This is a genomic window from Mesorhizobium sp. RSR380A (assembly GCF_054719385.1).
Map to the genome: position 1 here is coordinate 332,890 of NZ_JBTTIB010000001.1, position 23,315 is coordinate 356,204.

Genomic DNA, 23,315 nt, shown 5'->3' on the forward strand with positions numbered 1-23,315 from the left:
TTACGCAATATCAAACAGACAGAGTATTCAGGCATCACATGACGGTCGATACCCAGCAAGAGGGCGACGAGCGCGTACATTGGCTACCGATGATCGCCGCGATCTCGTCGATCAGCGTCGTCGGCATCGCCATAGGCCTCGGCATGCCGCTGCTCAGCGTTATTCTCGAGAGCCGCGGCCACTCGGCATCGATGATCGGCCTCAACACCGCGGTCGCCGGCCTTGCCTCGATCGCCGGCGCCCCGCTGGCCACGCCGCTGGCGATGCGCTTCGGCGTCGCCTGGACGATGATCGCCATGATCGCCGCCGGCGCGCTCGCCTTTGTCGGCTTCCACTTCGCGCCGGACTTCTGGATGTGGTTCCCACTACGCGTCGTGCTGCACATCGCGCTGACGGTGCTGTTCATCCTGTCGGAATTCTGGATCAGCACCTCGGCGCCGCCGCGCCGGCGCGGCCTGGTGCTCGGCATCTACGCCACAGTGCTGTCGCTCGGCTTCGCCGCCGGGCCATGGATCTTCGCCCATATCGGCAGCACCGGCTTCTTGCCGTTTGGCGTCATCATCGTCCTGGTCGCGCTGGCCGCAATCCCGGTGCTGGCCGCACGGAATGAAAGTCCCACAATCGTGGTTGACGGCGAAACCAGCAACTTCCTGCGCTACATCTGGCTGGTGCCGACAGCGACCGCCGCCGTGCTGGTGTTCGGCGCCGTCGAGACCGGCGGCTTTGCGCTGTTCCCCGTCTATGGCAACCGCATCGGCTATTCCGAGGCGGATGCAGCCCTCCTGCTCACCATGATCGGCCTCGGCAACGTGCTGTTGCAGATCCCTATCGGCATGATCAGCGACCGCGTCTCAGACCGCCGCTATCTGCTTTTGGCCTGTGCCACGGTCGGACTTGCCGGCACCATCTTCATGCCGTTCTTCGCCGGCAATTGGCACCTTATGGCGGCGCTTCTGTTTGTCTGGGGCGGCGTGGTGGCCGCCATGTACACGATCGGCCTTGCCCATCTGGGCTCGCAGCTCTCCGGCCATGAACTGGCCTCGGCCAATGCCGCCTTCGTGCTCTGCTACGGCGTCGGCATGGTGCTTGGCCCGCAGGCGATCGGCATCGGCATGGATGCCTTCGGGCCCTCCGGCTTCGGCTGGTCGCTCGGCCTGTTCTTTGCCGCCTATATCGCCTTGGTCAGCGCCAGGCTGGTCCGCAAGATCTGGTAGCCTGTCCGTCGCCAGCCTGCGCAATCCTGACGGGATGTCGCCGCTGCTGACAGAACCGTGTCAGGAGACCTCAGCTAAAAGGGTGTCCCAAAAAACCCGAGTTTGAGGATACGGTGATGATCGACAGCGGCTTTGAAACCACATCTCTGCGCATGACGCTTCTGCTGCTTGTCAGCTTCCAGGCCCCGGCAACCGATGTCGACCGCATCATGGACGCCGTGGTCGCGATCGCGCCGCTGGCAATGGGCAAATACGACCGCAACGCCTATCAAACGGCGCACGGCATCGAACGCTACCGACCGCTGGAAGGTGCAACCGCCGGCGTCGAAACCGAACTGCGCCGCCGCCCCGGCACCGTCGAGGTCTCGTTCGAGTTGCCCGACGACCAGGTGCTCGCCGCCCGCGTCGTCGAGGCGATTTTCCAGGCGCATTCCTACCAGGAGCCGGTGATCCGCATCCAGCCGATCCTCGCCAGCCGCTCCAAGGGCCTGGACGACCGCGCCAATCCGAATCGCTGGTGGAACACCACCGGGGACTGGAAAAAAGCGCTTCCAGTTAAGGAAGAAGCCTAGAAATCCGGCCCCGCTGAGGGCGAGCAACAGCGACCTTACCTTCTCTCCTTGTGGGGTGAGAAGCGGCCTCGTAGCGGACGAAAAGCCAATTGCTTGGTTTTCGAGATTCGAACGCCCTGAGCCTCAGCCTCCATCGAGCCGGTGATAAAACCGGACAACTCATGTGCTACCTAATCCGGACAACTCATGTGCTTACGACACGGCGGCCGCGCCGGGCTTGACTTTCCGGGCACGTTCTTTATGTGTCGCGCCAAGTTTCCCGCGTCCGGGTGTTTTCCCCCGCTCCAGCGGCCAAAACCCCACGAACATAACGGACTGATACAATGGCCAAAGCCGCAAACATCAAGATCAAGCTTCTGTCGACCGCCGACACCGGTTTCTTCTACGTGACCAGCAAGAACAGCCGTACCAAGACCGACAAGCTGTCGTTCCGCAAATACGACCCGGTCGCCAAGAAGCATGTCGAGTTCAAGGAAACCAAGATCAAGTAATCTGGTTTTCATACGCTCTGTCAAAAGCGCCGCCCCTTCGGGCGGCGTTTTTGATTCAAGGCCCCGAAAAGCCAGAACCCTCCGCTGTTTGGCGCGAAGTGCTCATCTCATTTTTTGGCAAAAAAGGGGGCCGGTCGGCGTATGGCAGCGGTACGAGGAGGCCACTATGTGCCAGCGCCGGCCGGCCGACCCCACGGACCCAGGAGATGCGGCGGACCTGAGCATCATGGGGTATTCGGCGAAGCGATGCGGCTGTCTACCCTCGTGCCCGCATCGCCCTTGTTCTTGCACCGCACATTTGCGCAACAATGTTTGAAAATCAATAGTTTCTTAACCAAGCCTGCCGAATCGCTTGGATTAAGGTAAATTCCTAACCCTGTCCGATTGACTGCATAATCGGTGGTCTAGCCTACGCTGCCTTGGCGACGACCCGGTTGCGGCCGCCACTTTTGGCTTCGTAGAGCGCCACGTCGGCACGTTTCATCAACGCCGCGACCGTGTCCGCGCCCTTCAGAACCGATGACACGCCGACGCTGACCGTGACTTCGATCGCCTTGCCTTCAGGGCCGATGGCAAACGGCAGCTGGGCGATTTCAGCGCGAATGCGCTCGGCAACTTTCTCCGCCACCGCGCCGTCCGTGTCCGGCATCACAACGACGAATTCCTCGCCGCCGAAGCGGCAGGCAAGGTCGATACCCCTGACGTTCTTGCGCAGCCGCCTTGCGAACTCGCGCAGCACATCGTCGCCGCCATCATGGCCATGCGAGTCATTGACGGTCTTGAAGCGGTCCAGATCGGTGATCATCACCGACAGAGGCCGCCGCCGCGCCACGGCGCGGTCGAACAGCGTCTGCAAATGGCTGTCGAGGTAGCGGCGGTTGTGCAGGCCGGTCAATGCGTCGGTCACCGCCATCTCGATGGTCTGGGTGACGCTGGCGCGCAGCTGGTCGTTGTAGCGCTTGCGGCGCACCTGCGTGCGCAGCCGCGCCGTCAGCTCCTGCTGGTCGATCGGCCGCATCAGATAGTCGTTGATGCCGAGCTCGAGCCCGCGAATGATGCGCCCCTCCTCGCCTCCATCGGCAATCAGGATGATCGGCAGGAAGCGGGTGCGGTCGAGCGAACGAAATTGCGAACACAACCGCAGCGGATCGAAATCGGCAAAACCGGTCGAGATCAGCACGCACTCATAGGGCGCCTCGGCGGCTTGGAAGAAGCCGGCATGCGGATCGGTCGCAATGTCGAGCTCGGCGCTGCCGCGCAGCATTTTCTGGATGCGCTCGAACGACGATTTGCGCTCGTCGATCAACAGCACCTTCGGCGTGGCGTCCTCCGACGCGAAGCTGCGGCTCAACAGCGCCTCGATGCCGATGTTGCGGGTGGTCGATGCGCGCAGCCGCAGCTCGTCGGTCAGCGACTTCAGCCTGACCAGGCTCTTCACCCGCGTCATCAGCTGCAGATCGTTGACCGGCTTGGTGAGAAAGTCGTCGGCGCCTGCCTCGAGGCCGCGCACCCGGTCGGCAACGTGGCCCAGCGCGGTCACCATGACCACCGGTATATGCGCGGTCGCCGGATCGCTTTTCAGCCGCTTGCAGACCTCGAACCCGTCCATGCCGGGCATCATCACGTCGAGCAGCACGACATCGACCTTGCCGTTTTCGCAGGTCTCGATCGCGTCCGGCCCGTTGAAGGCCGTCAACACCTCGAAATATTCGGCCAGCAGCCGAACCTCGAGAAGTTTGACATTGGCAGGGATGTCGTCGACGACGAGGATCCGCGCGGTCATGTCACAAGGCTCCGGCTGAAGGCATCAGGCATCACCGAGATAGGATTTGATGGTCTCGATGAAACGCGGCACCGAGATCGGCTTGGAGATGTAGGCCTCGCAACCGCCCTGGCGAATGCGTTCCTCGTCGCCCTTCATGGCGAAGGCGGTGACGGCGATGACCGGAATGGAATGGAGGTCGTCGTCCTCCTTCAGCCATTTCGTCACTTCCAGCCCCGACACTTCGGGCAGCTGGATGTCCATCAGGATCAGGTCGGGCCTGTGCTGGCGCGCCAGATCGAGCGCCTCGAGCCCGTTGCGCGTGCGCACCGTTTCATAACCGCTGGCTTCGATGAGGTCGCGAAAGAGCTTCATATTGAGCTCGTTGTCCTCGACGATCATGACCTTCTTAGGCATCGATTTCCCGTCCCGGCCAGGCTTCTGCCCGAAGCCCTGCCGCTATGCGCCCTTGTCGAAGCACACCAAACCCTCGCTCACTCTTAAGGCAATATGATTGACGAAATGGAAACCCGAAGCGGCAAAAGCCATTCGGATTCCACCTCGAAAACCACATTGGATCGGGGCTGTGGCTTGCCGCAGGCGACGCTTGCGATTACTGCGGAAAAGAGACTCATTTCCGCAACGAGAAAGTAGTGATGGCAAACGCAGCGTCAATGCGCGAGGAAGCGGAAACCATTGCCGTGAAGGCACTGGGCTTCGTCGCCGCCGACCCCGAACTCCTGCCGCGCTTCCTGGCCATCACCGGCATCGAGGCGTCCGCCATCCGCCGCGCCGCGGCCGAACCGGGATTCCTTGCCGGCGTGCTGCAGTTCATCCTCGCCCACGAGCCGACCTTGCTGCGCTTTGCCGAGGAAACCGGCACCCCGCCTGCCTCAGTCGGCAAGGCGTTGCGCGCGCTGCCTCTTGGCGGCGAGGACCATGAGCATTCGATATGAGCGACGATCCCGAGACGGCACGCCAGATCGCCGAACTTGCAGCCGACGACCGGCCTCTGCTGATCCTCGATGTCGACGATGTCGTGCTCGAATTCATCCGGCCGTTTCCGCATTTCCTGAAATCGCGCGGCTTCGGCCTGACGCTGGCCTCGTTCCGTCTCACCGGCAACATTGCCGAAACGGCGAGCGGCCGGCTGATCGAACAGCCGGAGGTGACGGCACTTCTCGGAGATTTCTTCGATACGCAGGCCGACTGGCAGAGCGTCACCGACGGTGCCGAACAAGCGCTTGCCAGCCTCGGCGACCGCGCCGAGATCGTCCTTTTGACCGCCATGCCGCATCGGCATCGCGCGGCGCGCCGCGCTCATCTCGATGCGCTCGGGCTGCCCTATCCGCTGTTGACCACCGAGATGGCCAAGGGACCGGCGGTGGCCAAGTTGCGTGGTAGCAAGGGCCGGCCGGTGGTCTTTGTCGACGACCAGCCCGCCAACCTCATCTCGGCACGCAACTCGGTTGCCGACGCCCATCTCTTCCACCTGATGGCCGACAATTCGCTGCGCGCCTTCCTGCCGCCGGTGCCGGACGACGTCATCTCCGTCGAGGACTGGCACGAGGCCGCGCCGAAGATCGCAAGCGCGCTCGGGCTCTGAGTTAGTCGCCTCTGAGTCCAGCGCTCAGGGCTTCGTTGCTGTCCCAGGGCTCGCATCCTGATCGGTGTTGTCTTCCACGACCGGATCAGGCCCCTTCAGCATGGCGCCGTTGACCGTCACCGACCCGTCGTGCCTGGCGTTGATCACCCATTCGATACGACCGCCCGGCAGCGTCTTGGCGAATCCCTTGATGGCCAGCGCGCCGGTAAAAGCCTGCGAGGCCTGCGGGTCCGTCTTCGCCGCCTCCTGCAGGCTTGCCACGATCTTGTCGTAGCCGGTCACGTCGATCGTCACGTTGGCATCGGGCTTCTTGTCGGGGAAGGTCATTTCGCCTTCCATGGCGACCTCAATGTCACCATTCTTGACCGTGCTGTGTCCAAGCACGAACTTTGGTGTCTTGGCCAAGAAATCGGCGGAAATCTCATCGCCGAAATCTGCCGGAAGCGGTGGATCCTTACTGAAATCGAGGGTTTCTATGGTTTTCCGAGCCATACTGTCGAGATCGATGTTGGCGCCGCCGAAATTCAGGTCGAGATCCGTCGGCAGCAACGCAACGGTCCAACTGGGCAGCATCTGCTGCGGTATTGTCAGGCCGGAAACCTTGAATGCGTAGCTGATCTTGCCGTCCTTGGTGATGCCGTCCATGCCGACAACGGTGTTCAGCTGCGCCGCGCCGAAATTGCCGGCATATGTTTCAATGGCAAGGTTTTTGAATGCGTAGGTCCCATCGATCCGTTCCCATAGCGGCAGCGCACCGAGCAGAAGCGTTTTGAACTCTGCTTGATCGGCCTTCAGCCGGGCCTCGTCCTCATGGGCGACGGCGAACGCCAAAAGATCCAGAAGCGGCTTGGTCTGAATGGCCTTAGCGGTCACGTTCACAGCGAGCTCCGGTGCCCGGAGCGCTGCGATTGACCGGTCATCGATTTTGACCGTTTCGACGAAGTCCGCCATCGCCTGTGTGAAATTAAGATCGACGCCGCCGTTAGCCGACTTGCTGGCGTCAAATTTGGAAGAGCCCAGCCCCACGCTCAAATTGGTCAATTGACTGACTTGGCGCGACGTCATCGTCATGCCCGCAATCGAACTGGTGCCACTGGTAAATGCCGCCAGTTTCGGGTCATAGACGCCCGTGAACTTGCCATCCTTGACAACGATTTGCCCGGTGTTCAGGCCATTTGGGCCATTTACCTCGATGGACCCAGTCGTAGAGAAATCCGAGGCGACATCCCAGCCTCCGTCGCTGCGCGGTTTGACCCGCAGCGTGACGGGCGGGAAATCGAACCGCTTCAGATCCTGCTTCGGCATCTTCGCCACAAGCGCCTTCACATCGAAGGTGATCTTGTAGGCACCCTCCTCGGCTGAGATCTTCAAAATGCCTTCATTGAGCGCCTGTTTGCCGACATAGCGAGAGAGCTCATCGGAAAGTTGCTTGGCACCTTGGGCATCGACAGCCTGGCCAAAGGCAGGAGCGCTGAGGGCGAGAAGGAAAGCAAGCGGCAAGACACGGTTCACAAAATTCTCCATTTGACCAAAAAGGAACGCTTCGTTCGTCTGCTATGAACCAACCTACAGTTTCCACAGGACATCAACAAACGCCGACGGGTAATTAGACTACAGCACAAGCCGCATCAGCGGCCGGCCGGCCTTGCGTTCGAGGAGCCGCTCGAAGCCGGCCTTTTCGAACACACGCGACGAGCCGACGAATAGCCCGATCGAACGCGAATCGCGCGACACGTCGATCGGACACGCCTCGACCAGCCGCGCCTTGTTCTGGCGGGCAAAAGCGATGCCGCCCTCGACTAGGCGGTGGCTGACGCCCCGGCCGCGCGCGCTGGCGCGGATGAAGAAGCAGGAGATGGCCCAGACGCCGGGATCTACGGCGTCGGTTGGATCGACCGGCGCCGAGCCCCTGCCCCGATTGTTCCATTCGGGCACGTCGGCGCGCGGGCCGATCTGCATCCAGCCGACCGCTATGCCGTCCTCGAAAGCCAAAAGCCCCGGCGGCGGCCCTGCCTCGATGCGCGCCTTGATATGATCCTTGTTGCGCTGTTTGTCGCTGGCCCGCCGGACCGCCGGCGCCATCCGGAAATGCGTGCACCAGCACCCGTAACAGGCGCCCTGCTTGCCGAAAAGATCCTCGAAATCCGCCCACAGGTCGGGCGCCAGCGGCGCTATGGTCGTGCTCATGAGTTATCTCCCGGCTAACCGCTTGTGGCGGCTTCCGTCCTGACGTACCATTGCATCTGTTCTCTTTATGTTCGCAGCGATGGCGGCCCCTGTCAACAATCCCGAGCACGGTTTTTGCCGCGACTGCCTGACCTTTCAGCGCAGCGATACCAGGCGCTGTGAGCGTTGCGGCAGCCCTCGACTCACCCGCCATCCCGAGCTCTACCAGCTGCATCTGGCGCATATCGATTGCGACGCCTTCTATGCGGCGATCGAAAAGCGCGACAATCCGGCGCTGAAGGACAAGCCGCTGATCATCGGCGGCGGCAAGCGCGGCGTCGTCTCCACCGCCTGCTACATCGCCCGCATCAAGGGGGTGCGCTCGGCAATGCCGATGTTCAAGGCGCTCGAAGCCTGTCCGGAAGCGGTTGTCATCCCGCCCAATATGGAGAAATACGTCCGCGTCGGCCGCGAGGTCCGCGCGCTGATGCAGGCGCTGACGCCGCTGGTCGAACCGCTCTCCATCGACGAGGCGTTTCTCGACCTCGCCGGCACCGAGCGCCTGCACGGCATGCCGCCGGCGGTGGTGCTGGCGCGCTTTGCGCAGACCGTCGAAAAGGAAATCGGCATCACCGTTTCGGCCGGCCTTTCCTACTGCAAGTTCCTGGCCAAGGTTGCCTCCGATTTCCGCAAGCCGCGCGGCTTTTCGGTGATCGGCGAAGCCGAGGCGCTGGGTTTCCTGGCCGAACAGCCGGTGACGTTGATCTGGGGCGTCGGCAAGGCTTTTGCCGTAACGCTCGAACGCGACGGCATCCGCAGCATCGCCCAGTTGCAGCGCATGGAGCGCGCCGATCTGATGCGCCGCTATGGCGTGATAGGCACCCGGCTCTACCATCTCTCGCGCGGCCAGGACGACCGCCGTGTCGATCCCGACCAGAATGCGAAAAGTGTGTCGGCCGAAACCACTTTCGACACCGACATAGCTGAAATGGGCGAACTGGTTCCAGTGCTGAGGGGATTGTCGGAAAGGGTCTCGGCGCGGCTGAAGAAGTCAGGCATTGCCGGGCGCACCGTGGTGCTGAAGCTGAAGACGCAGGATTTCAAGCTGCGCACCCGCAACCGCCAGCTCGGCGACCCGACAAGGCTGGCCGACCGTATTTTCCAGACCGGGCTCGAGCTTTTGCGCAAGGAGGCGGACGGGACAAAGTACCGGCTGCTCGGCATCGGTGTCAGCGATCTATCGGATGACGAGAAAGCCGATCCGCCCGATCTCGTCGACGTCGGCTCGCGCAAGCGCGCCATGGCCGAAAGCGCCATCGATACGCTGCGCGACAAGTTCGGCAAGAAGGCGGTGGAAACCGGCTACACCTTCGGCAAAGGCCGCAACGCCAACCCGCCGGAGCCGATCGAGGGGTGAGACGGCTTAGATACGCTTGAGATCGATGCGGCTCGTCACCACGTTGTTGCCGGTTTTCGGATCGACGTCGGTAACGGTCAACCGCATTCCGTCGCCGCTGGTTTTCTCGACCGTCAACCGCGCCTTGCGATCGCCATTGACCTCCGCCGCCCAGCGAATGCCGAGACTGATCGCGTTGCCGGAGCGGCTGCCGGCGAGCTGTGCCGGCCCGGTGCGCGACCCGACATAGACGCCAGTATACTTCGCCCCGCGGGCCTTCAGATTGGCGCTGATGGCGCGCGTCACCACGACAAGACCACGGCAATTGCCGTCAAGCGACAATGAACTCGAGGTCGCGTCGGAATTGAAGGTGCAGGACACATTCACCGTCGGTGCGTCGGTGGTGACCTTGACTGTCCCATTGCCGGAGAAATTCCCTTGCAAGGAGCTGAGAAAATTCGCCTCGTCGGCATCGGCCGTGGCGCTTGCAGTTAGCAGGCAGCCGGCTAGCAGAAACCGCGCGAATGATTTCATCGGAATCTCTCCCCCGTTGATGTTGAAGAAACGATGCGTCCAGCAATTGGCCAATACCGGGAACCAACGCCTGCCGTTGCGTCAGGTTCCACTTCCAGCATGGCTGTTTTGCAACGGGTCTGGCCCAGTCGAATGCGTCGCCTAACGGTTGCGATAGAAGTCCCGGCTTGCGACATAGCGCCTATGGCACCTTCCCCATCGATCCCCAAAGCCGCGTTCTGGATGGCGCTGTCGATCGCCTCGTTCCTGGCGATGTCGGTCGCCGGCCGCGCCACGACCGCGGAGCTCAACGTGTTCCAGGTGCTGGAACTGCGCTCGGTGATCGGCTTTTTCATCCTGCTGCCGCTGGTGATTGTGAGCGGCGGCTTTGCGGCGATGCGCACGCAGCGCCCCGTCGCCCATCTCGCCCGCAATGTCATCCACTATACCGGCCAGGCGGCATGGCTTTACGCATTGACACTGATCCCGCTGGCCGTGCTGATTTCGATCGAATTCACGACGCCGATCTGGACGGCCCTGCTGGCGGTGGCCTTCCTCGGCGAAAGGCTCTCCCGACCCAAGCTGGCGGCGATCGCGCTGGGGCTGATCGGCGTGGTGATCATCGTGCGGCCCGGCGTTGGCGCCGTCGATCCGGGGCACCTGATCGTGCTCGGCGCCGCTGTCTGCTTCGGCATTTCGGTGGTCATGGTCAAGTCGCTGACACGCACCGACAGCGTCGTGCGCATCATCTTCTGGATGCTGATCATCCAGTCGGTGGTCGGCCTGATCCCGGCGCTTTATGAATGGCGCAACCCACCGCTCGAACTCTGGCCATGGATCCTGCTGATTGCCTTCACCGGCATGTCGTCGCATTTCTGCATGGCGCGTGCCCTCACCTATGCCGACGCTACGGTGGTTTCACCGATGGATTTCCTGCGCGTGCCACTGTCGGCGCTGATCGGCTGGCTGCTCTACAGCGAACAGATCGACATCTTTACAGCCGGCGGCGCCCTGCTGATCCTGATGGGCAACCTGCTCAACCTGCAGCGCAAGGCGCCAAAGCCGGCCGAGGTCGCGGCCTCGTAGCGGTCGGTCAATTCCCCTCATCCGGTATGTTGAGGAGATGCCCGCAGGCCTTGCAGTGCACGGCGTCCGGCTCATGCCGTTGCAGTCCGCACTGCGGACAGGGAAAGAACACCTTGGCGGGTCGAAAAATCGCGGTCGCCAGTCTGACGAACAGCGAGATGCCGATGATCATGGTGACGATTGCGGTCAGCTTGCCGGCAATTCCCGGCAGCACGATGTCGCCGAAACCGGTCGTCGTCACCGTGGCAACGGTGAAATAAAGCGCATCGACATAGTTTTCGAGGCCGGCGCCGGAGCGGAAGAAGAAGGTGTAGACGAAACCGGTGATGACGAAGAGAAACGTCAAAAGGTTGATGACCGCCTGGCTCGCCTCGCGCCATGGCCTTAGCCCGCGCATCTCGAAATGCCGCCACAGCGAGCCGCTGCGCGACAGCGACCACAGCCGCAGGATGCGCAGGAACGCCAGATTTGCCAGCGCCGTCGGCATCAGCAGCGTCAGAAGGATGAAGACATCGACCCAGGATGTCGGCTGTTTCATCAGCCGCAGCATGTCGTTGGAGGCTAACAGCCGGGCAATCAGGTCGGCGGCGACCAATGCGGCGACGGTATAGTCGAGCCACAGGAATGACGGCTTGTCCTGGAGCACCGGCGTGGCAACGAAGAAGGCGATGATGGCGAGGTCGATGATGACCGCCACCAGCTGAAACCGGAACGCCGCCGGCGTGCGTCCGTGATAGAGCTTGCGCAGCCGGTCACGCAGCCGCGCCATCGCTGAGCTTTGCTGCAATCCGTCCTTCTCGGCTGCTTTCATCACCAAGTGCGTAACTGTCCCAGCCGGGGCCGTCTAGAGCATGATCCCAAAAAGTGGGTGCCGGTTTTTGGAAAAGATCATGCTCCAACAAAGGGTTAGATCATGATGAGATTTCAACCAAATCTCATCATGATCTAGTGGCCCCGGTGACCGTCAGCCCTCCACCACCTTGCCGTCCGGCCCGACGAGGCGCCAGGCCGAGGCGGTGTCGTAGACGAACCGCTCCTCCGCAATCCGGTCACCACGCCAGCGCTGCAGGGCCACCTCTTCCAGCCGGCGCACGGTGCCGGCCTTGTCGACACGGTCGAAGGTCCAGCGGATGGCGACATTGTCGCCATCGACCAGGAATGTCTGGACAGGATGGGTGTGCATCTTCTCGATCCGGTCGAGTGCTGCCTGCTCATGCGCCATCAGTGTTTCCTTGCCGCGCCGCGGGACGCCGAGATTTTCCTGCATGGTGGCATCGTCATGGTAGAAGTCGGCGATCGCTTTGACGTGGCTGCCTTCGACCACCTCCTTGAGGAAGGCTTCGACGCGTTCGCGGCTGGGCATGATTGTGCGTTCCTGTGAAGTTTCTGCTCAACGCATGTGGTTCAAAGGAAGGTCAGGTCAACCACGCCCCGCACGCTGGCCCTATCGGCTGCAATGTCAGGCCCAGAGCATCTTTATGCCGTCATGCACTGGCCGACGTCGATGGGATTGCCGTGTATATCAGCGCAGCCTAGACGAGCTCGACTTCGACCACACCCGGCACCGCGCGCATGGCCGACGCGATCTGCGGCGAGATGCGGTAGCGGTTGGGCAATTCGATCTCGATCTCGCCCTGCGCCTCTTCTTTGATGACGATAATGCTTACCTGACTTTCCCCACGCTGGGTAAGCTGCGATTGAATCGCCGACGCAGGCCCGTCATTTCGAACGAAGATGCGCAGCGCCTTCTGGATACGGCTGGCCTCATCCTCCAGCGACTGCACCGTCTGGATGCGCAGATTGACCCCTTCGGGCCTATCCTCGGCCGAAACGGTGATCACCACCGAACGTCCGGGCTCGAGCAGATCGCGATACTGCGCCAACCCTTCCGAAAACAGCACGGCTTCATATTGGCCAGATGTGTCGGAAAAGGCGATGACGCCCATCTTGTTGCCGGTTCGGGTCTTGCGCTCCTGCTTGGTGGTGACGGTGCCGGCGAGCCGGCCCGCGGCGGCACCGCGTTTGACCGCAGCCGAGAACTCGCCCCAGTTCTGCACGCGCATCTTCTGCAGGGCCGCCTTGTACTCGTCGAGCGGATGCGCCGAAAGATAGAAGCCGACGACCTGGAATTCACGGTGCAGCCGGTCGGCGGCAAGCCACGGATCGGTCTGCGGCAAATTGAGCGCCTGCTGCTGCGCGCCGAGCGACGCGCCGAAAATGTCGTGCTGGCCCGAAATGGCATTCTGCTGCGCCAGCGAAGCCAGCCCCATCATCCGTTCGACGCCGGCCATCATCTGGGCGCGGTCGTGGCCGAAGCAGTCGAGCGCGCCGGCCATGATCAGGCTTTCGAAGACGCGCTTGCCGACGATCTTGGGATCGACCCTTTCACAGAAATCGGCGAGATTCTTGAACGGCTTTTCGCCGCGCATGGCGACGATGTGCTCGACCGCAGCGTCGCCGACGCCCTTGAGGGCCGCCAGCGAATAGTAAATGCGGTTCTCGCCGACCTCGAAATTGCGGAAGCTGGTCATCACCGACGGCGCCACCACCTCGATGCCGAGACGCAGCGCATCCTGGCGGAAATCGGCGAGTTTGTCGGTATTGCCCATGTCGAGCGTCATCGACGCCGCCAGGAACTCGACGGGGTAATGCGCCTTGAGATAGGCGGTCTGGTAGGACACGACGGCGTAGGCGGCCGCGTGCGATTTGTTGAAGCCGTAGTCGGCGAACTTGGCCAGAAGGTCGAAGATGAAGTCGGCCTGCGGCTTGCCGACGCCGCGTTCGACCGCACCGGTGACGAAGCGCTCGCGCTGCTTGTCCATTTCGGCGCGGATCTTCTTGCCCATCGCGCGACGCAGCAGATCGGCTTCGCCGAGCGAATAGCCCGACAGTTCCTGCGCGATCTGCATCACCTGTTCCTGGTAGACGATGACGCCTTGCGTCTCCTTCACCAGATGGTCGATCTTGGGATGGATCGATGCCATCTCCTCTTCGCCATGCTTTCTGGCGTTGTAGGTCGGGATGTTCTCCATCGGGCCGGGACGGTAGAGCGCCACCAGCGCGATGATGTCCTCGATGCAGTCGGGCCGCATGCCGATCAGCGCCTTGCGCATGCCGGCACTTTCCACCTGGAACACACCGACCACTTCGCCGCGCGACAGCATGGCGTAGGTTTCAGGATCGTCGAGCGGGATCGTCGCCAGGTCGATCTCGATGCCGCGCCGGCGGATCAGCTTCACCGCCGTCTCCAGCACCGTCAGCGTCTTCAGGCCGAGGAAGTCGAATTTTACCAGCCCGGCCTGCTCGACATATTTCATGTTGAACTGGGTGACCGGCATGTCGGAGCGCGGATCGCGGTACATCGGCACCAGTTCCGACAAGGGCCGGTCGCCGATCACGATGCCGGCGGCGTGCGTCGAAGCGTGGCGGTAGAGCCCTTCCAGCTTTTGCGCCATATCGAGCAGCGTCTGCACGATCGGCTCCTTCTCGGCCTCCTCGGCAAAGCGCGGCTCGTTGGCGATGGCATCCGCCAGCTTGACCGGATTGGCCGGGTTCTGCGGCACCATCTTGGAGAGCTTGTCGACTTGGCCGTAAGGCATTTGCAGCACGCGGCCGACGTCGCGCAGCACCGCGCGCGCCTGCAGCGTACCGAAGGTGATGATTTGTCCCACCTGGTCGCGGCCATATTTCTGCTGGACGTAGCGGATGACCTCTTCGCGCCGATCCTGGCAGAAGTCGATGTCGAAGTCGGGCATCGACACGCGGTCCGGATTGAGGAAGCGCTCGAACAGCAGCGAGAAGCGCAGCGGATCGATATCGGTGATGGTGGTGGAATAAGCGACCAGCGATCCGGCGCCCGAACCACGGCCCGGCCCGACCGGAATGCCTTGCGCCTTCGCCCATTTGATGAAGTCGGCCACGATCAGGAAGTAACCGGGAAATTTCATCTTCTCGATGATGGAGAGCTCGAAATCGAGCCGCTCGCGGTATTGTTCGACCGTGTAGCCGGCGGTGGGTCCATGCGCCGCCAGCCGGGCGTCGAGACCTTCATGGGCCTGCCGGCGCAGTTCATCGGCCTCCGCTTTCAGCGCCACCTCATTGTCGGCGACATCGCCGCCGGTAAAGCGTGGCAGGATCGGATTGCGGGTCTTGGGATAATAGGAACAGCGCAGCGCGATCTCGACGGTGTTGTCGATCGCTTCCGGCAGGTCGGCGAACAGCCGCGCCATATCCGCCTGGCTGCGCAGGAAATTGTCCGAAGTCAGCCGGCGACGGTTGTCGGCGGCAACCACCGAACCCTCGGCAATGGCGATCAGAGCATCATGCGCGTCATAGTCGTCGCGGGCGGCGAAGAACGCCTCATTCGTGGCGACCAGCGGCAGATCATGGATATAGGCAAGGTCGACCGATGATTTCTCGATAGCGCGGTCATAACCGGAAACACGGTCCAGCTCGACATAGAGCCGGTCGCCGAACAGCGCCTTGAGTGCCAGAAGCCGCGTCTCGGCAAGATCTCGGCGATCCTCCTTCAGCGCCCGGCCGATCGGGCCGCGCGGCCCGCCGCTGAGGCAGATCAGGCCATCGCTATGGCCTTCCAGCATTGCTGACGTCAGATGCACGGGCTCGCCCGGCGGCGTCTCCAGATAGACCTGGCTGACCAGCCTGACGAGGTTGCTGTAGCCGGCCTCGGTGGCGGCGAGCAGCACCACGGCGTGCATCTCCGGACCATGGCGGCGGCGGTCGCGCTGCGCGTCGCTGGTCTCGCCGGAAAAGGCGAGATCGATCTGGCAACCGATAATCGGCTGGATGCCTTCCTTCACCGCCTTCTGGGCAAATTCCAGCGCGCCGAACAGATTGTTTGTGTCGGTGACTGCGATTGCCGGGCACTCGTCCTTGACGGCATGACCGACAACGGCGGCGACCTGCAAGGCGCCCTCGAGCAGCGAATACGCCGAATGCACCCGCAGATGGATGAACGGCCGCGCCGGCGCCTCCGGGCGCGCAGCAGCGAGCGCTGCTTCGCGCCTCAGGGGATCGCGTGGAAGTTTGTCATCCGCCATGATGTTTCAAATTGCTCGAAGGGCTTTGAGTCGATGGAGATGTATTGTCCCGGACCGGGCGATGCCAGTCCAGCACAAATGACCACCGACCACAGGCTTCCGTACCCAGCCGCACGGCTCAGAGATTGTTTCGAAATTCGAGTCATATGATGGTGGTTCCGAGAACCGGAGCGCAGCGGCCATTGGTCCGTGAGCACGGGAAGCGCAGAAACCACCTTCAGATGGCCGCCGGAGTAGAATTTCCAAACAATCTCTAGGCGAACTCCATGATCACCGCATCGACAGCCAGGCTGTCACCCGGCTTGGCGTTGAGCTTCGACACGACAAGATCGCGGTCGGCGCGCAGCACGTTTTCCATCTTCATCGCCTCGACCACGGCCAGCGTCTCGCCGGCCTTGACCTCCTGCCCCTCGGCAACCGCGATCGACACGACCAGGCCCGGCATCGGGCAAAGCAGCATCTTGGACGTGTCCGGCGCCACCTTCTCCGGCATCAGCCTTTCCAGCTCCGCCGTTCGCGGCAGCATGGCGCGCGCCGTCACCGACATGCCCTTCCAGGCGATGCGCAGGCCGTTCGGCAGCGGCCTGATCTGCGCCGTGACCTTGCGGGCACCGACAGTGCCGCGCCAGATGAGGTCGCCCGGCCGCCAGTCGGACGCCACGGTCAGCGCTTTGCCGCCATCGACCGACAGATCGATTTCCATCGGAATGGAGATCATGCCCTCGATGATCGAAGCCTGGAGATAGTCGTCGCCGAGCTTCACCACCCAATCGCGCTTGAGTGCGCCCGAATGCGGCGCCAGCCGCCCGCCCAGCCGGTCAAGCCGATCGCGGCGCAGAAGCTCGACCGCGGTGGCGATCGCCGCCAGCACTGCCTTTTCATCGCCATTGGGCACGATCGGCGCGAAGCCGTCAGGATATTCCTCGGCGATGAAGCCCGTCGATATCCGCCCCTCGCGCCAGCGCGGATGCTGCATCAGCGCCGCCAGGAACGGGATGTTGTGCTCGATGCCGTCGACGACGAAACTGTCCAGCGCTTCCGACATGGCATCGATGGCCTCGATACGCGTGGGCGCCCAGGTGCAGAGTTTTGCCACCATCGGATCATAGAACATCGGAATCTCGGAGCCTTCGGTGACGCCGGTGTCGTTGCGGATGACGACATCGCCGAACTTGCCCTCCTCCGGCGGCCGGTAGCGCGTCAACCGGCCGATCGAGGGCAGGAAATTGCGATAGGGATCCTCGGCATAGAGCCGGCTTTCCACCGCCCAGCCGTTCAGCGTGACGTCGCTCTGCTTGATGCCGAGCTTTTCGCCGGCGGCGACGCGGATCATCTGCTCAACTAGGTCGATGCCGGTAACAAGCTCCGTCACCGGATGCTCGACCTGCAATCGTGTATTCATTTCAAGGAAATAGAAGTTCTTTTCAGCATCGACGATGAACTCGACGGTGCCGGCGCTCTGGTAGTCGACCGCCTTGGCCAGCGCCACGGCCTGCTCGCCCATCGCCTTGCGCGTCCTGGCATCGAGGAATGGCGACGGCGCCTCTTCCGCCACCTTCTGGTTCCGACGCTGGATCGAGCATTCGCGCTCGCCGAGATAGAGGGCGGTGCCATGCGCGTCGGCCAGCACCTGGATTTCGATATGACGCGGATCGACGACGAACTTTTCGATGAAGACGCGGTCGTCGCCGAACGAGCTTTTCGCCTCCGAGCGCGCCCGGTCGAAGCCGTCGCGCACTTCCGACTGGCTCCAGGCAATGCGCATGCCTTTACCGCCGCCGCCGGCCGAGGCCTTGATCATCACGGGATAACCGATCTCGCCGGCGATCTTTTCGGCATGGTCGGCATTTTCGATGACACCAAGCCAGCCGGGAACCGTCGACACCTCAGCGGCCTTGGCGAACTTCTTCGATTCGATCTTGTCGCCCATCGCCTTGATAGCCTTGGGTTTCGGACCGATGAAGACAATGCCCTCAGCCTCAAGCGCGTCGCAGAAGGCGGCCCGCTCCGACAGAAAACCGTAGCCGGGATGCACGGCCTGCGCGCCCGTCTCCTTGCAGGCAGCGATGATCTTTTCAGGCAGAAGATAGCTTTGCGCGGCAGGCGATGGCCCGATATGCACGGCTTCGTCGGCCATTTCGACGTGCACGGCGTCGCGATCGGCGTCGGAATAGACCGCTACGGTGGCAATCCCCATCCTGCGCGCCGTCTTGATGACGCGGCAAGCAATCTCGCCGCGATTGGCGATCAGGATTTTCGTGAACATCGAAGGCGTTTCCTCGGTCTTTCGTCCTTCTTATGGGCTTCGGCAGCCAGGCTCAAGCACCGCCGGCAGCGCACCCATCAAGACACTCCCTGCCCGCCAGGCCCGTGCCGAGGGGCGAAGGTTGGGCTCGCCGACGACTGGGCCAAGATTTGCGCCATATTTGGTCGCCAAATCGGGTTGAAACAGTATAAAAACCCTGAAAGCCTGAAGACCAATCGCCTTGGGAGGAATTGCCTAATGAAAACCCGCGCCGCTGTCGCTGTCGCCGCCGGAAAGCCGCTGGAAATCATGGAGGTCGACCTCGACGGACCGCGCGAAGGCGAGGTGCTGGTCGAGATCAAGGCGACCGGCATCTGCCACACCGACGAGTTCACCCTGTCGGGCGCCGATCCCGAAGGCCTGTTTCCGGCAATCCTCGGCCATGAAGGCGCTGGCGTTGTCGTCGATGTCGGCAAGGGCATCACCTCGGTCAAGAAGGGCGACCACGTCATCCCGCTCTACACGCCGGAATGCCGGCAGTGCCCATCCTGCCTGTCGCGCAAGACCAATTTGTGCACCGCCATCCGCGCCACGCAGGGCCAAGGCTTGATGCCCGATGGCTCCTCGCGCTTCTCGATCGGCAAGGACAAGATCTTCCACTATATGGGCTGCTCGACCTTCTCCAATTTCACCGTTTTGCCCGAGATCGCCGTCGCCAAGGTCAACCCGGACGCGCCCTTCGACAAAATCTGCTACATTGGTTGCGGCGTCACCACCGGCATCGGCGCGGTCATCAACACCGCGAAGGTCGAGCAAGGCGCGACTGCTGTCGTCTTTGGTCTCGGTGGCATCGGCCTCAACGTCATCCAGGGCCTGAAGCTCGCCGGCGCTGACATGATCATCGGTGTCGACCTCAACAACGACAAGAAGGCATGGGGCGAGCGCTTCGGCATGACGCATTTCGTCAATCCGAAGGAGATCGACGGCGACATCGTTCCTCACCTCGTCAACTTGACCAAGCGCGGCGCCGACCAGATCGGCGGCGCCGACTACACATTCGACTGCACCGGCAACACCAAGGTGATGCGCCAGGCGCTGGAAGCCTCGCATCGCGGCTGGGGCAAGTCGGTCGTCATCGGCGTGGCCGGCGCCGGCCAGGAGATTTCGACCCGGCCGTTCCAGCTGGTCACCGGCCGCACCTGGATGGGCACCGCCTTTGGCGGCGCACGCGGCCGCACTGACGTGCCAAAAATCGTCGACTGGTACATGGACGGCAAGATCCAGATCGACCCGATGATCACCCATTTGCTGAAGCTGGAAGACATCAACAAGGGCTTCGACCTTATGCATGAGGGCAAGTCGATCAGGAGCGTCGTCGTTTATTGAGGAGAAGAAGCCGCCGACCGAAGGGCCAGCGACTTTAGTTGCATGGGTTCAACAAGGGAGGAAGATAATGCCTGAGAAACTGCATCCGAAAATCGACAATGGCCTGCCGAAGGAAAGCGCAAGCTTTGCCGGCGGCACGCTGGTCTGTGCCTGCACCAGCAAGCCGGTGAAGGTGAAGGTCAAGGGCCAGATCGCCCACAACCATGCCTGTGGCTGCACCAAATGCTGGAAGCCTGACGGCGCGGTGTTCTCGGTCGTGGCCGTAGCCGGCACCGGCGATGTCACAGTCACCGAAAACGGCGACAAGCTGAAAGTGGTCGACCCCTCGGCACTTATCCAGCGTCACGCCTGCACCGGCTGCGGTGTCCATATGCACGGACCGGTCGAGCGCGACCATCCGTTCAAGGGTCTGTCCTTCATCCATCCCGAGCGCTTCCAGGAAGACGGCTGGTCACCGCCGGGCTTCACCGCTTTCGTTTCGTCGATCATCGAATCCGGTGTCGACCCCAAGCGCATGGACGGCATCCGCGGCCAGTTGAAGTCGATGGGCCTCGAGCCCTATGACTGTCTCAATCCCGGCCTGATGGATTACATTGCCACCTGGACGGCGAAGAAGTCGGGCGCGCGGCCGGCCTGACAGTACGAGATTTCTGGCATGGGGCCGGGTAACATGCCGGCCCCATGTCCGTTTTGGAGAGATAATGCCGGCACCCGCCATCTACGTCGACGCCGATGCCTGCCCGGTGAAAGCCGAGGTCGAGAAGGTCGCCGAGCGCCATGGCGTGGTCGTCACCTACGTCTCCAATGGCGGGCTGCGTCCGTCGCGCGATCCGATGATTCGCAACGTCGTCGTCTCTAAAAGCGCCGATGCCGCTGACGATTGGATCGTCGAGAACGCAAAACCCAACGACATCGTGATCACCGCCGACATCCCGCTTGCCGCTCGCACCGTGGCGCTCGGCGCGCATGTGCTTGGGCCAACCGGCCGGCCGTTCACGCCGGAGACCATCGGCATGGCGGTTGCAATGCGCGATTTGAAGCAGCATCTGCGCGAAACCGGCGAGAGCAAGGGCTACAATGCCAGCTTTGCGCCACAGGATCGCTCGCGTTTCCTGGGTGAGCTCGACCGTATCTTGCGGCGGGCTCTGAAATCCGTCACACCCGACCAGACGTGAAGCATCATCCGAGGTCGGGCTATGGCCGACACATCGCCGAATAACCCCTTGCAGCGGCACAAGCAGTTCTTTGTGTCGCTAGCCGTCGGTCTGGTCGTATTTGCCGCGGTATTGCCTTTGATTGGATCGCTCCCCGTCTCCACGCGGCTTGCTTATTCGATCTCGATTGCCGCCGATTCCTTCTTCGTCGTCTTCATCGCGCTCGTCATCGCCAAGATGCCGCTGCTGTCCGGCCGCTATCTCAGCAAGAACGCGCGCGAACTGGACCTCCCAGTGCTGGGCATCTTTGCCATCACGCTCGGCATCGTCGCCATGGCCATTGTCCTGCTGTTCCTTTTGATCAATCACAAGGATCGCGACCCCATCGAACTCGGCTTCGCCATGCTGTCGATCCCGCTTGGCTGGTTCACCATCCATGCCATGGCCGCCCTCCACTATGCGCATGTCTACTGGATGGACGGCGACGCGATCGATGCCGAAACCAAGAAGAAGATACCGGTCGGCGGCCTCGATTTTCCCGGCAGCAAACGGCCGGACGGTTGGGACTTTCTCTATTTCGCGACGGTGATCGGCATGACCGCGCAGACCGCCGACACCGCGATCACGACCTCGCATATGCGCCGCGTGGTGCTTGTCCATTCGATCCTGTCGTTCTTCTTCAACGCCGTCATCGTCGCCGCCGTCGTCAATCTCGCGGTGAGCCTCGGCAATTGAGTATCCGTGCCCGCGATAAACCCGTGCCCGTAATAAAAACGTGACCGCATGAAACATCGCTTTCGATAGCGACGTATTGGGAGGACAAGGACGAGCGCGGCCATCCCAGGATCGCGCAGCCGGAGGCGAGGAAAAGATGGAAACCATTACCATGAGTCAGCCCGGCGCAGGCGTCGATGCCGCCTCAACGAAGGATGCGACGCTGATCTACCGGCAATCGCGCTGGACCCGCCTGACGCACTGGCTGTGGGCGATCTCGCTGTTCTTCTTGCTTTTGTCCGGCCTGCAGATCTTCAATGCCCGGCCGCAGCTCTACATCGGCAAGCAATCCGGCTTCGAGTACAACAACACCGTCTTTGCCATCGGCGCCGAAAACACCGCCACCGGCCCGCGCGGCTATACCGAAATCTTCGGCCATCGCTTCGACACCACAGGCGTGCTCGGCTGGTCGGGCCCGGCCCGGCAGCAAACGTCGCGTGCCTTCCCGTCCTGGGCGACAATCCCGTCCTATTACGATCTCGGCACCGCCCGCGTTGTGCATTTCTTCTTCGCCTGGATACTGACAACCACCTTGGTCGTCTGGCTGGTCGCCAGCCTGGTCAACGGCCATCTGCGCCGCGATCTGGCGCCGCGCCTTGACGATCTCAAGCGGCTGCCGCAGGACATCATCGAGCACGCCAAGCTCAGGTTCCACCACACACGCGAATACAACACGCTGCAGAAAATGGCCTATGGCGGCGTACTGTTCGTGCTGTTGCCACTCATGATCATCACCGGCCTTGCCATGTCGCCGAGCATGAACTCGGTGCTGCCCTGGCTCAACGAACTGCTCGGCGGAAGGCAGACGGCGCGCACCATCCATTTCACGGTGATGGTGCTGCTGGTCGGCTTTTTCATCGTCCATATGATGATGATCCTCGCCGCCGGCCCGATCAACGAACTGCGCTCGATCATCACCGGCTGGTACCGCACCGATCCGCCAAGGCATGGCGACACCGAGAGGAGTGCGTGAGATGGCCAAATTCCAGATCAGCCGCCGAAAGTTCCTGACGGGCGCCGGCCTCGGCGTTTCCGGCATCATGTTGTCGGGCTGCGATGCCTTCGACAGCCAGCTCGGCATGGGCGACGGCCTGCGCAGTTTCCTCGAAAACGCCAATGGCCTGACCTACCGCGCGCAACGCTGGCTTGCCGGCCGCGATGCTCTGGCGCCGGAATTCACCGAGGCCGACATCCGCCAGCCGCAGCGGCCGAACGGCGTCACCGCGCCCGACGATGACACCTACAAGGGCCTGCTCGCCAACAATTTCGCCGACTGGCGGCTGGAGGTAACGGGCCTGGTCGAAAAGCCGCTGTCGCTCAGCCGCGAGCAGTTGGAGAACATGCCGAGCCGCACGCAGATCACCCGCCACGACTGTGTCGAAGGCTGGAGCTGCATCGCCAAATGGACCGGCACCCCGCTGTCGCTGGTGCTCGACCAGGCTGTGGTCAAGCCGCAGGCCCGCTATGTCATGTTCCACTGCCTCGATACGATCGATCGCAGCCTCTCCGGGGAAATCAAATATTACGGCACCATCGACCTGATCGATGCCCGCCACCCGCAGACGATCCTCGCCTACGGCCTCAACGGCAAGCCGCTGCCGGTCGAAAACGGCGCGCCGCTGCGCGTGCGCGTCGAACGACAGCTCGGCTACAAGATGCCGAAGTATCTCTACAAGATCGAGCTCGTCGACAGTTTTGCCAATATCGGCGGCGGCCGCGGCGGCTATTGGGAAGACAATGGCTATGACTGGTATGGCGGGATTTGATGGCCTCGCATTCTGACCGAGCACGATCTGACTCCGACCGAACCGAGCTTGCCTGAGGAAGCCGGTTTCGAGCGCGTGGCCGAACTTGGCGATTGGCCTGAAGACACTCCAATATCGTCCTCTG

22 protein-coding genes are annotated in these 23,315 nt (G+C 62.3%); 13 read left to right on the top strand and 9 right to left on the bottom strand.

Annotated features, from left to right (window positions below; all coding sequences use genetic code 11):
* Nucleotides 1–38: 38 nt before the first annotated feature.
* From ACYG9Z_RS01745 to rpmG, 3 genes are all read left to right on the top strand, one after another.
* Nucleotides 39–1,214 carry an MFS transporter gene (locus ACYG9Z_RS01745; RefSeq protein WP_023681570.1) on the top strand — a complete coding sequence of 392 codons (1,176 nt, stop codon included), beginning with the start codon at nt 39–41 and terminating at the stop codon, nt 1,212–1,214.
* A gap of 116 nt (nt 1,215–1,330) precedes the next feature.
* Entirely contained in the window at nt 1,331–1,786 is a 456-nt protein-coding gene (locus ACYG9Z_RS01750; RefSeq protein ID WP_023751520.1) for a YqfO family protein, read from the top strand.
* Between the two features lie 323 nt (nt 1,787–2,109).
* Nucleotides 2,110–2,277 carry a 50S ribosomal protein L33 gene (rpmG, locus tag ACYG9Z_RS01755; RefSeq protein WP_006201775.1) on the top strand — a complete coding sequence of 56 codons (168 nt, stop codon included), beginning with the start codon at nt 2,110–2,112 and terminating at the stop codon, nt 2,275–2,277.
* A 409-nt stretch (nt 2,278–2,686) separates the two neighbouring features.
* Here the strand turns inward: rpmG and ACYG9Z_RS01760 are convergent, their stop codons facing one another.
* Together ACYG9Z_RS01760 and ACYG9Z_RS01765 are read right to left on the bottom strand one after the other, a co-directional pair.
* Entirely contained in the window at nt 2,687–4,060 is a 1,374-nt protein-coding gene (locus ACYG9Z_RS01760) for a PleD family two-component system response regulator (RefSeq protein ID WP_023710626.1), read from the bottom strand.
* Between the two features lie 24 nt (nt 4,061–4,084).
* Nucleotides 4,085–4,456 (bottom strand): response regulator, encoded by a 372-nt coding sequence (locus ACYG9Z_RS01765; RefSeq protein WP_023667574.1) that lies wholly within the window; start codon nt 4,454–4,456, stop codon nt 4,085–4,087.
* Between the two features lie 239 nt (nt 4,457–4,695).
* On the opposite strand from ACYG9Z_RS01765, the gene ACYG9Z_RS01770 reads away from it, so the two are divergent.
* On the top strand, nt 4,696–4,995 hold the full coding sequence (locus tag ACYG9Z_RS01770; protein ID WP_023729852.1) for a DUF3572 domain-containing protein: 300 nt from the start codon (nt 4,696–4,698) through the stop codon (nt 4,993–4,995).
* Entirely contained in the window at nt 4,992–5,645 is a 654-nt protein-coding gene (locus ACYG9Z_RS01775; protein WP_023710628.1) for a hypothetical protein, read from the top strand. The genes ACYG9Z_RS01770 and ACYG9Z_RS01775 overlap by 4 nt, the downstream gene beginning before the upstream one ends.
* Before the next feature lie 24 nt (nt 5,646–5,669).
* Here the strand turns inward: ACYG9Z_RS01775 and ACYG9Z_RS01780 are convergent, their stop codons facing one another.
* Complete coding sequence (locus tag ACYG9Z_RS01780; protein WP_023710629.1) at nt 5,670–7,157, bottom strand: hypothetical protein; 1,488 nt, start codon at nt 7,155–7,157, stop codon at nt 5,670–5,672.
* Between the two features lie 99 nt (nt 7,158–7,256).
* The gene (locus tag ACYG9Z_RS01785; RefSeq protein ID WP_023729854.1) at nt 7,257–7,832 is read right to left on the bottom strand and encodes a GNAT family N-acetyltransferase; all 576 of its coding nucleotides are present in this window, start codon (nt 7,830–7,832) and stop codon (nt 7,257–7,259) included.
* A gap of 67 nt (nt 7,833–7,899) precedes the next feature.
* Between ACYG9Z_RS01785 and ACYG9Z_RS01790 the strand changes: the two genes are divergently transcribed.
* Nucleotides 7,900–9,228: a DNA polymerase IV gene (locus ACYG9Z_RS01790; protein ID WP_023738969.1), complete on the top strand. Its 1,329-nt coding sequence runs from the start codon at nt 7,900–7,902 to the stop codon at nt 9,226–9,228.
* A gap of 6 nt (nt 9,229–9,234) precedes the next feature.
* Here ACYG9Z_RS01790 and ACYG9Z_RS01795 read toward each other — a convergent pair whose 3' ends face one another.
* Complete coding sequence (locus ACYG9Z_RS01795; protein ID WP_023729856.1) at nt 9,235–9,741, bottom strand: hypothetical protein; 507 nt, start codon at nt 9,739–9,741, stop codon at nt 9,235–9,237.
* 183 nt (nt 9,742–9,924) lie between these two features.
* Here ACYG9Z_RS01795 and ACYG9Z_RS01800 point away from each other — a divergent pair, with 183 nt between their 5' ends.
* Entirely contained in the window at nt 9,925–10,806 is an 882-nt protein-coding gene (locus tag ACYG9Z_RS01800; protein WP_023729857.1) for a DMT family transporter, read from the top strand.
* A 7-nt stretch (nt 10,807–10,813) separates the two neighbouring features.
* On the opposite strand, the gene ACYG9Z_RS01805 is transcribed toward ACYG9Z_RS01800, so the two are convergent.
* The 4 genes from ACYG9Z_RS01805 to ACYG9Z_RS01820 form a co-directional block, all read right to left on the bottom strand.
* Nucleotides 10,814–11,617: a potassium channel family protein gene (locus ACYG9Z_RS01805; protein ID WP_023667582.1), complete on the bottom strand. Its 804-nt coding sequence runs from the start codon at nt 11,615–11,617 to the stop codon at nt 10,814–10,816.
* A 153-nt stretch (nt 11,618–11,770) separates the two neighbouring features.
* Complete coding sequence (locus tag ACYG9Z_RS01810) at nt 11,771–12,169, bottom strand: nuclear transport factor 2 family protein (protein ID WP_023667583.1); 399 nt, start codon at nt 12,167–12,169, stop codon at nt 11,771–11,773.
* Nucleotides 12,170–12,338: 169 nt separating this feature from the next.
* Nucleotides 12,339–15,866 carry a DNA polymerase III subunit alpha gene (dnaE, locus tag ACYG9Z_RS01815; protein ID WP_023751521.1) on the bottom strand — a complete coding sequence of 1,176 codons (3,528 nt, stop codon included), beginning with the start codon at nt 15,864–15,866 and terminating at the stop codon, nt 12,339–12,341.
* Nucleotides 15,867–16,119: 253 nt separating this feature from the next.
* On the bottom strand, nt 16,120–18,132 hold the full coding sequence (locus ACYG9Z_RS01820; protein WP_023751522.1) for an acetyl-CoA carboxylase biotin carboxylase subunit: 2,013 nt from the start codon (nt 18,130–18,132) through the stop codon (nt 16,120–16,122).
* A 237-nt stretch (nt 18,133–18,369) separates the two neighbouring features.
* On the opposite strand from ACYG9Z_RS01820, the gene ACYG9Z_RS01825 reads away from it, so the two are divergent.
* The 6 genes from ACYG9Z_RS01825 (at nt 18,370) to ACYG9Z_RS01850 (ending at nt 23,191) form a co-directional block, all read left to right on the top strand.
* The gene (locus ACYG9Z_RS01825; protein ID WP_023751523.1) at nt 18,370–19,497 is read left to right on the top strand and encodes an S-(hydroxymethyl)glutathione dehydrogenase/class III alcohol dehydrogenase; all 1,128 of its coding nucleotides are present in this window, start codon (nt 18,370–18,372) and stop codon (nt 19,495–19,497) included.
* Between the two features lie 67 nt (nt 19,498–19,564).
* Nucleotides 19,565–20,134, top strand: a complete 570-nt coding sequence (gene gfa / locus ACYG9Z_RS01830; protein WP_023751524.1) for an S-(hydroxymethyl)glutathione synthase — start codon at nt 19,565–19,567, stop codon at nt 20,132–20,134.
* A gap of 64 nt (nt 20,135–20,198) precedes the next feature.
* Entirely contained in the window at nt 20,199–20,672 is a 474-nt protein-coding gene (locus ACYG9Z_RS01835; RefSeq protein ID WP_023695438.1) for a YaiI/YqxD family protein, read from the top strand.
* A gap of 21 nt (nt 20,673–20,693) precedes the next feature.
* Nucleotides 20,694–21,386: a DUF1345 domain-containing protein gene (locus ACYG9Z_RS01840; protein ID WP_023688301.1), complete on the top strand. Its 693-nt coding sequence runs from the start codon at nt 20,694–20,696 to the stop codon at nt 21,384–21,386.
* 136 nt (nt 21,387–21,522) lie between these two features.
* Nucleotides 21,523–22,398, top strand: coding sequence for a cytochrome b/b6 domain-containing protein (locus tag ACYG9Z_RS01845; RefSeq protein ID WP_023691148.1), 876 nt, complete (start codon nt 21,523–21,525; stop codon nt 22,396–22,398).
* A gap of 1 nt (nt 22,399) precedes the next feature.
* Complete coding sequence (locus ACYG9Z_RS01850; protein ID WP_023681588.1) at nt 22,400–23,191, top strand: molybdopterin-binding protein; 792 nt, start codon at nt 22,400–22,402, stop codon at nt 23,189–23,191.
* Nucleotides 23,192–23,315: the final 124 nt, after the last annotated feature.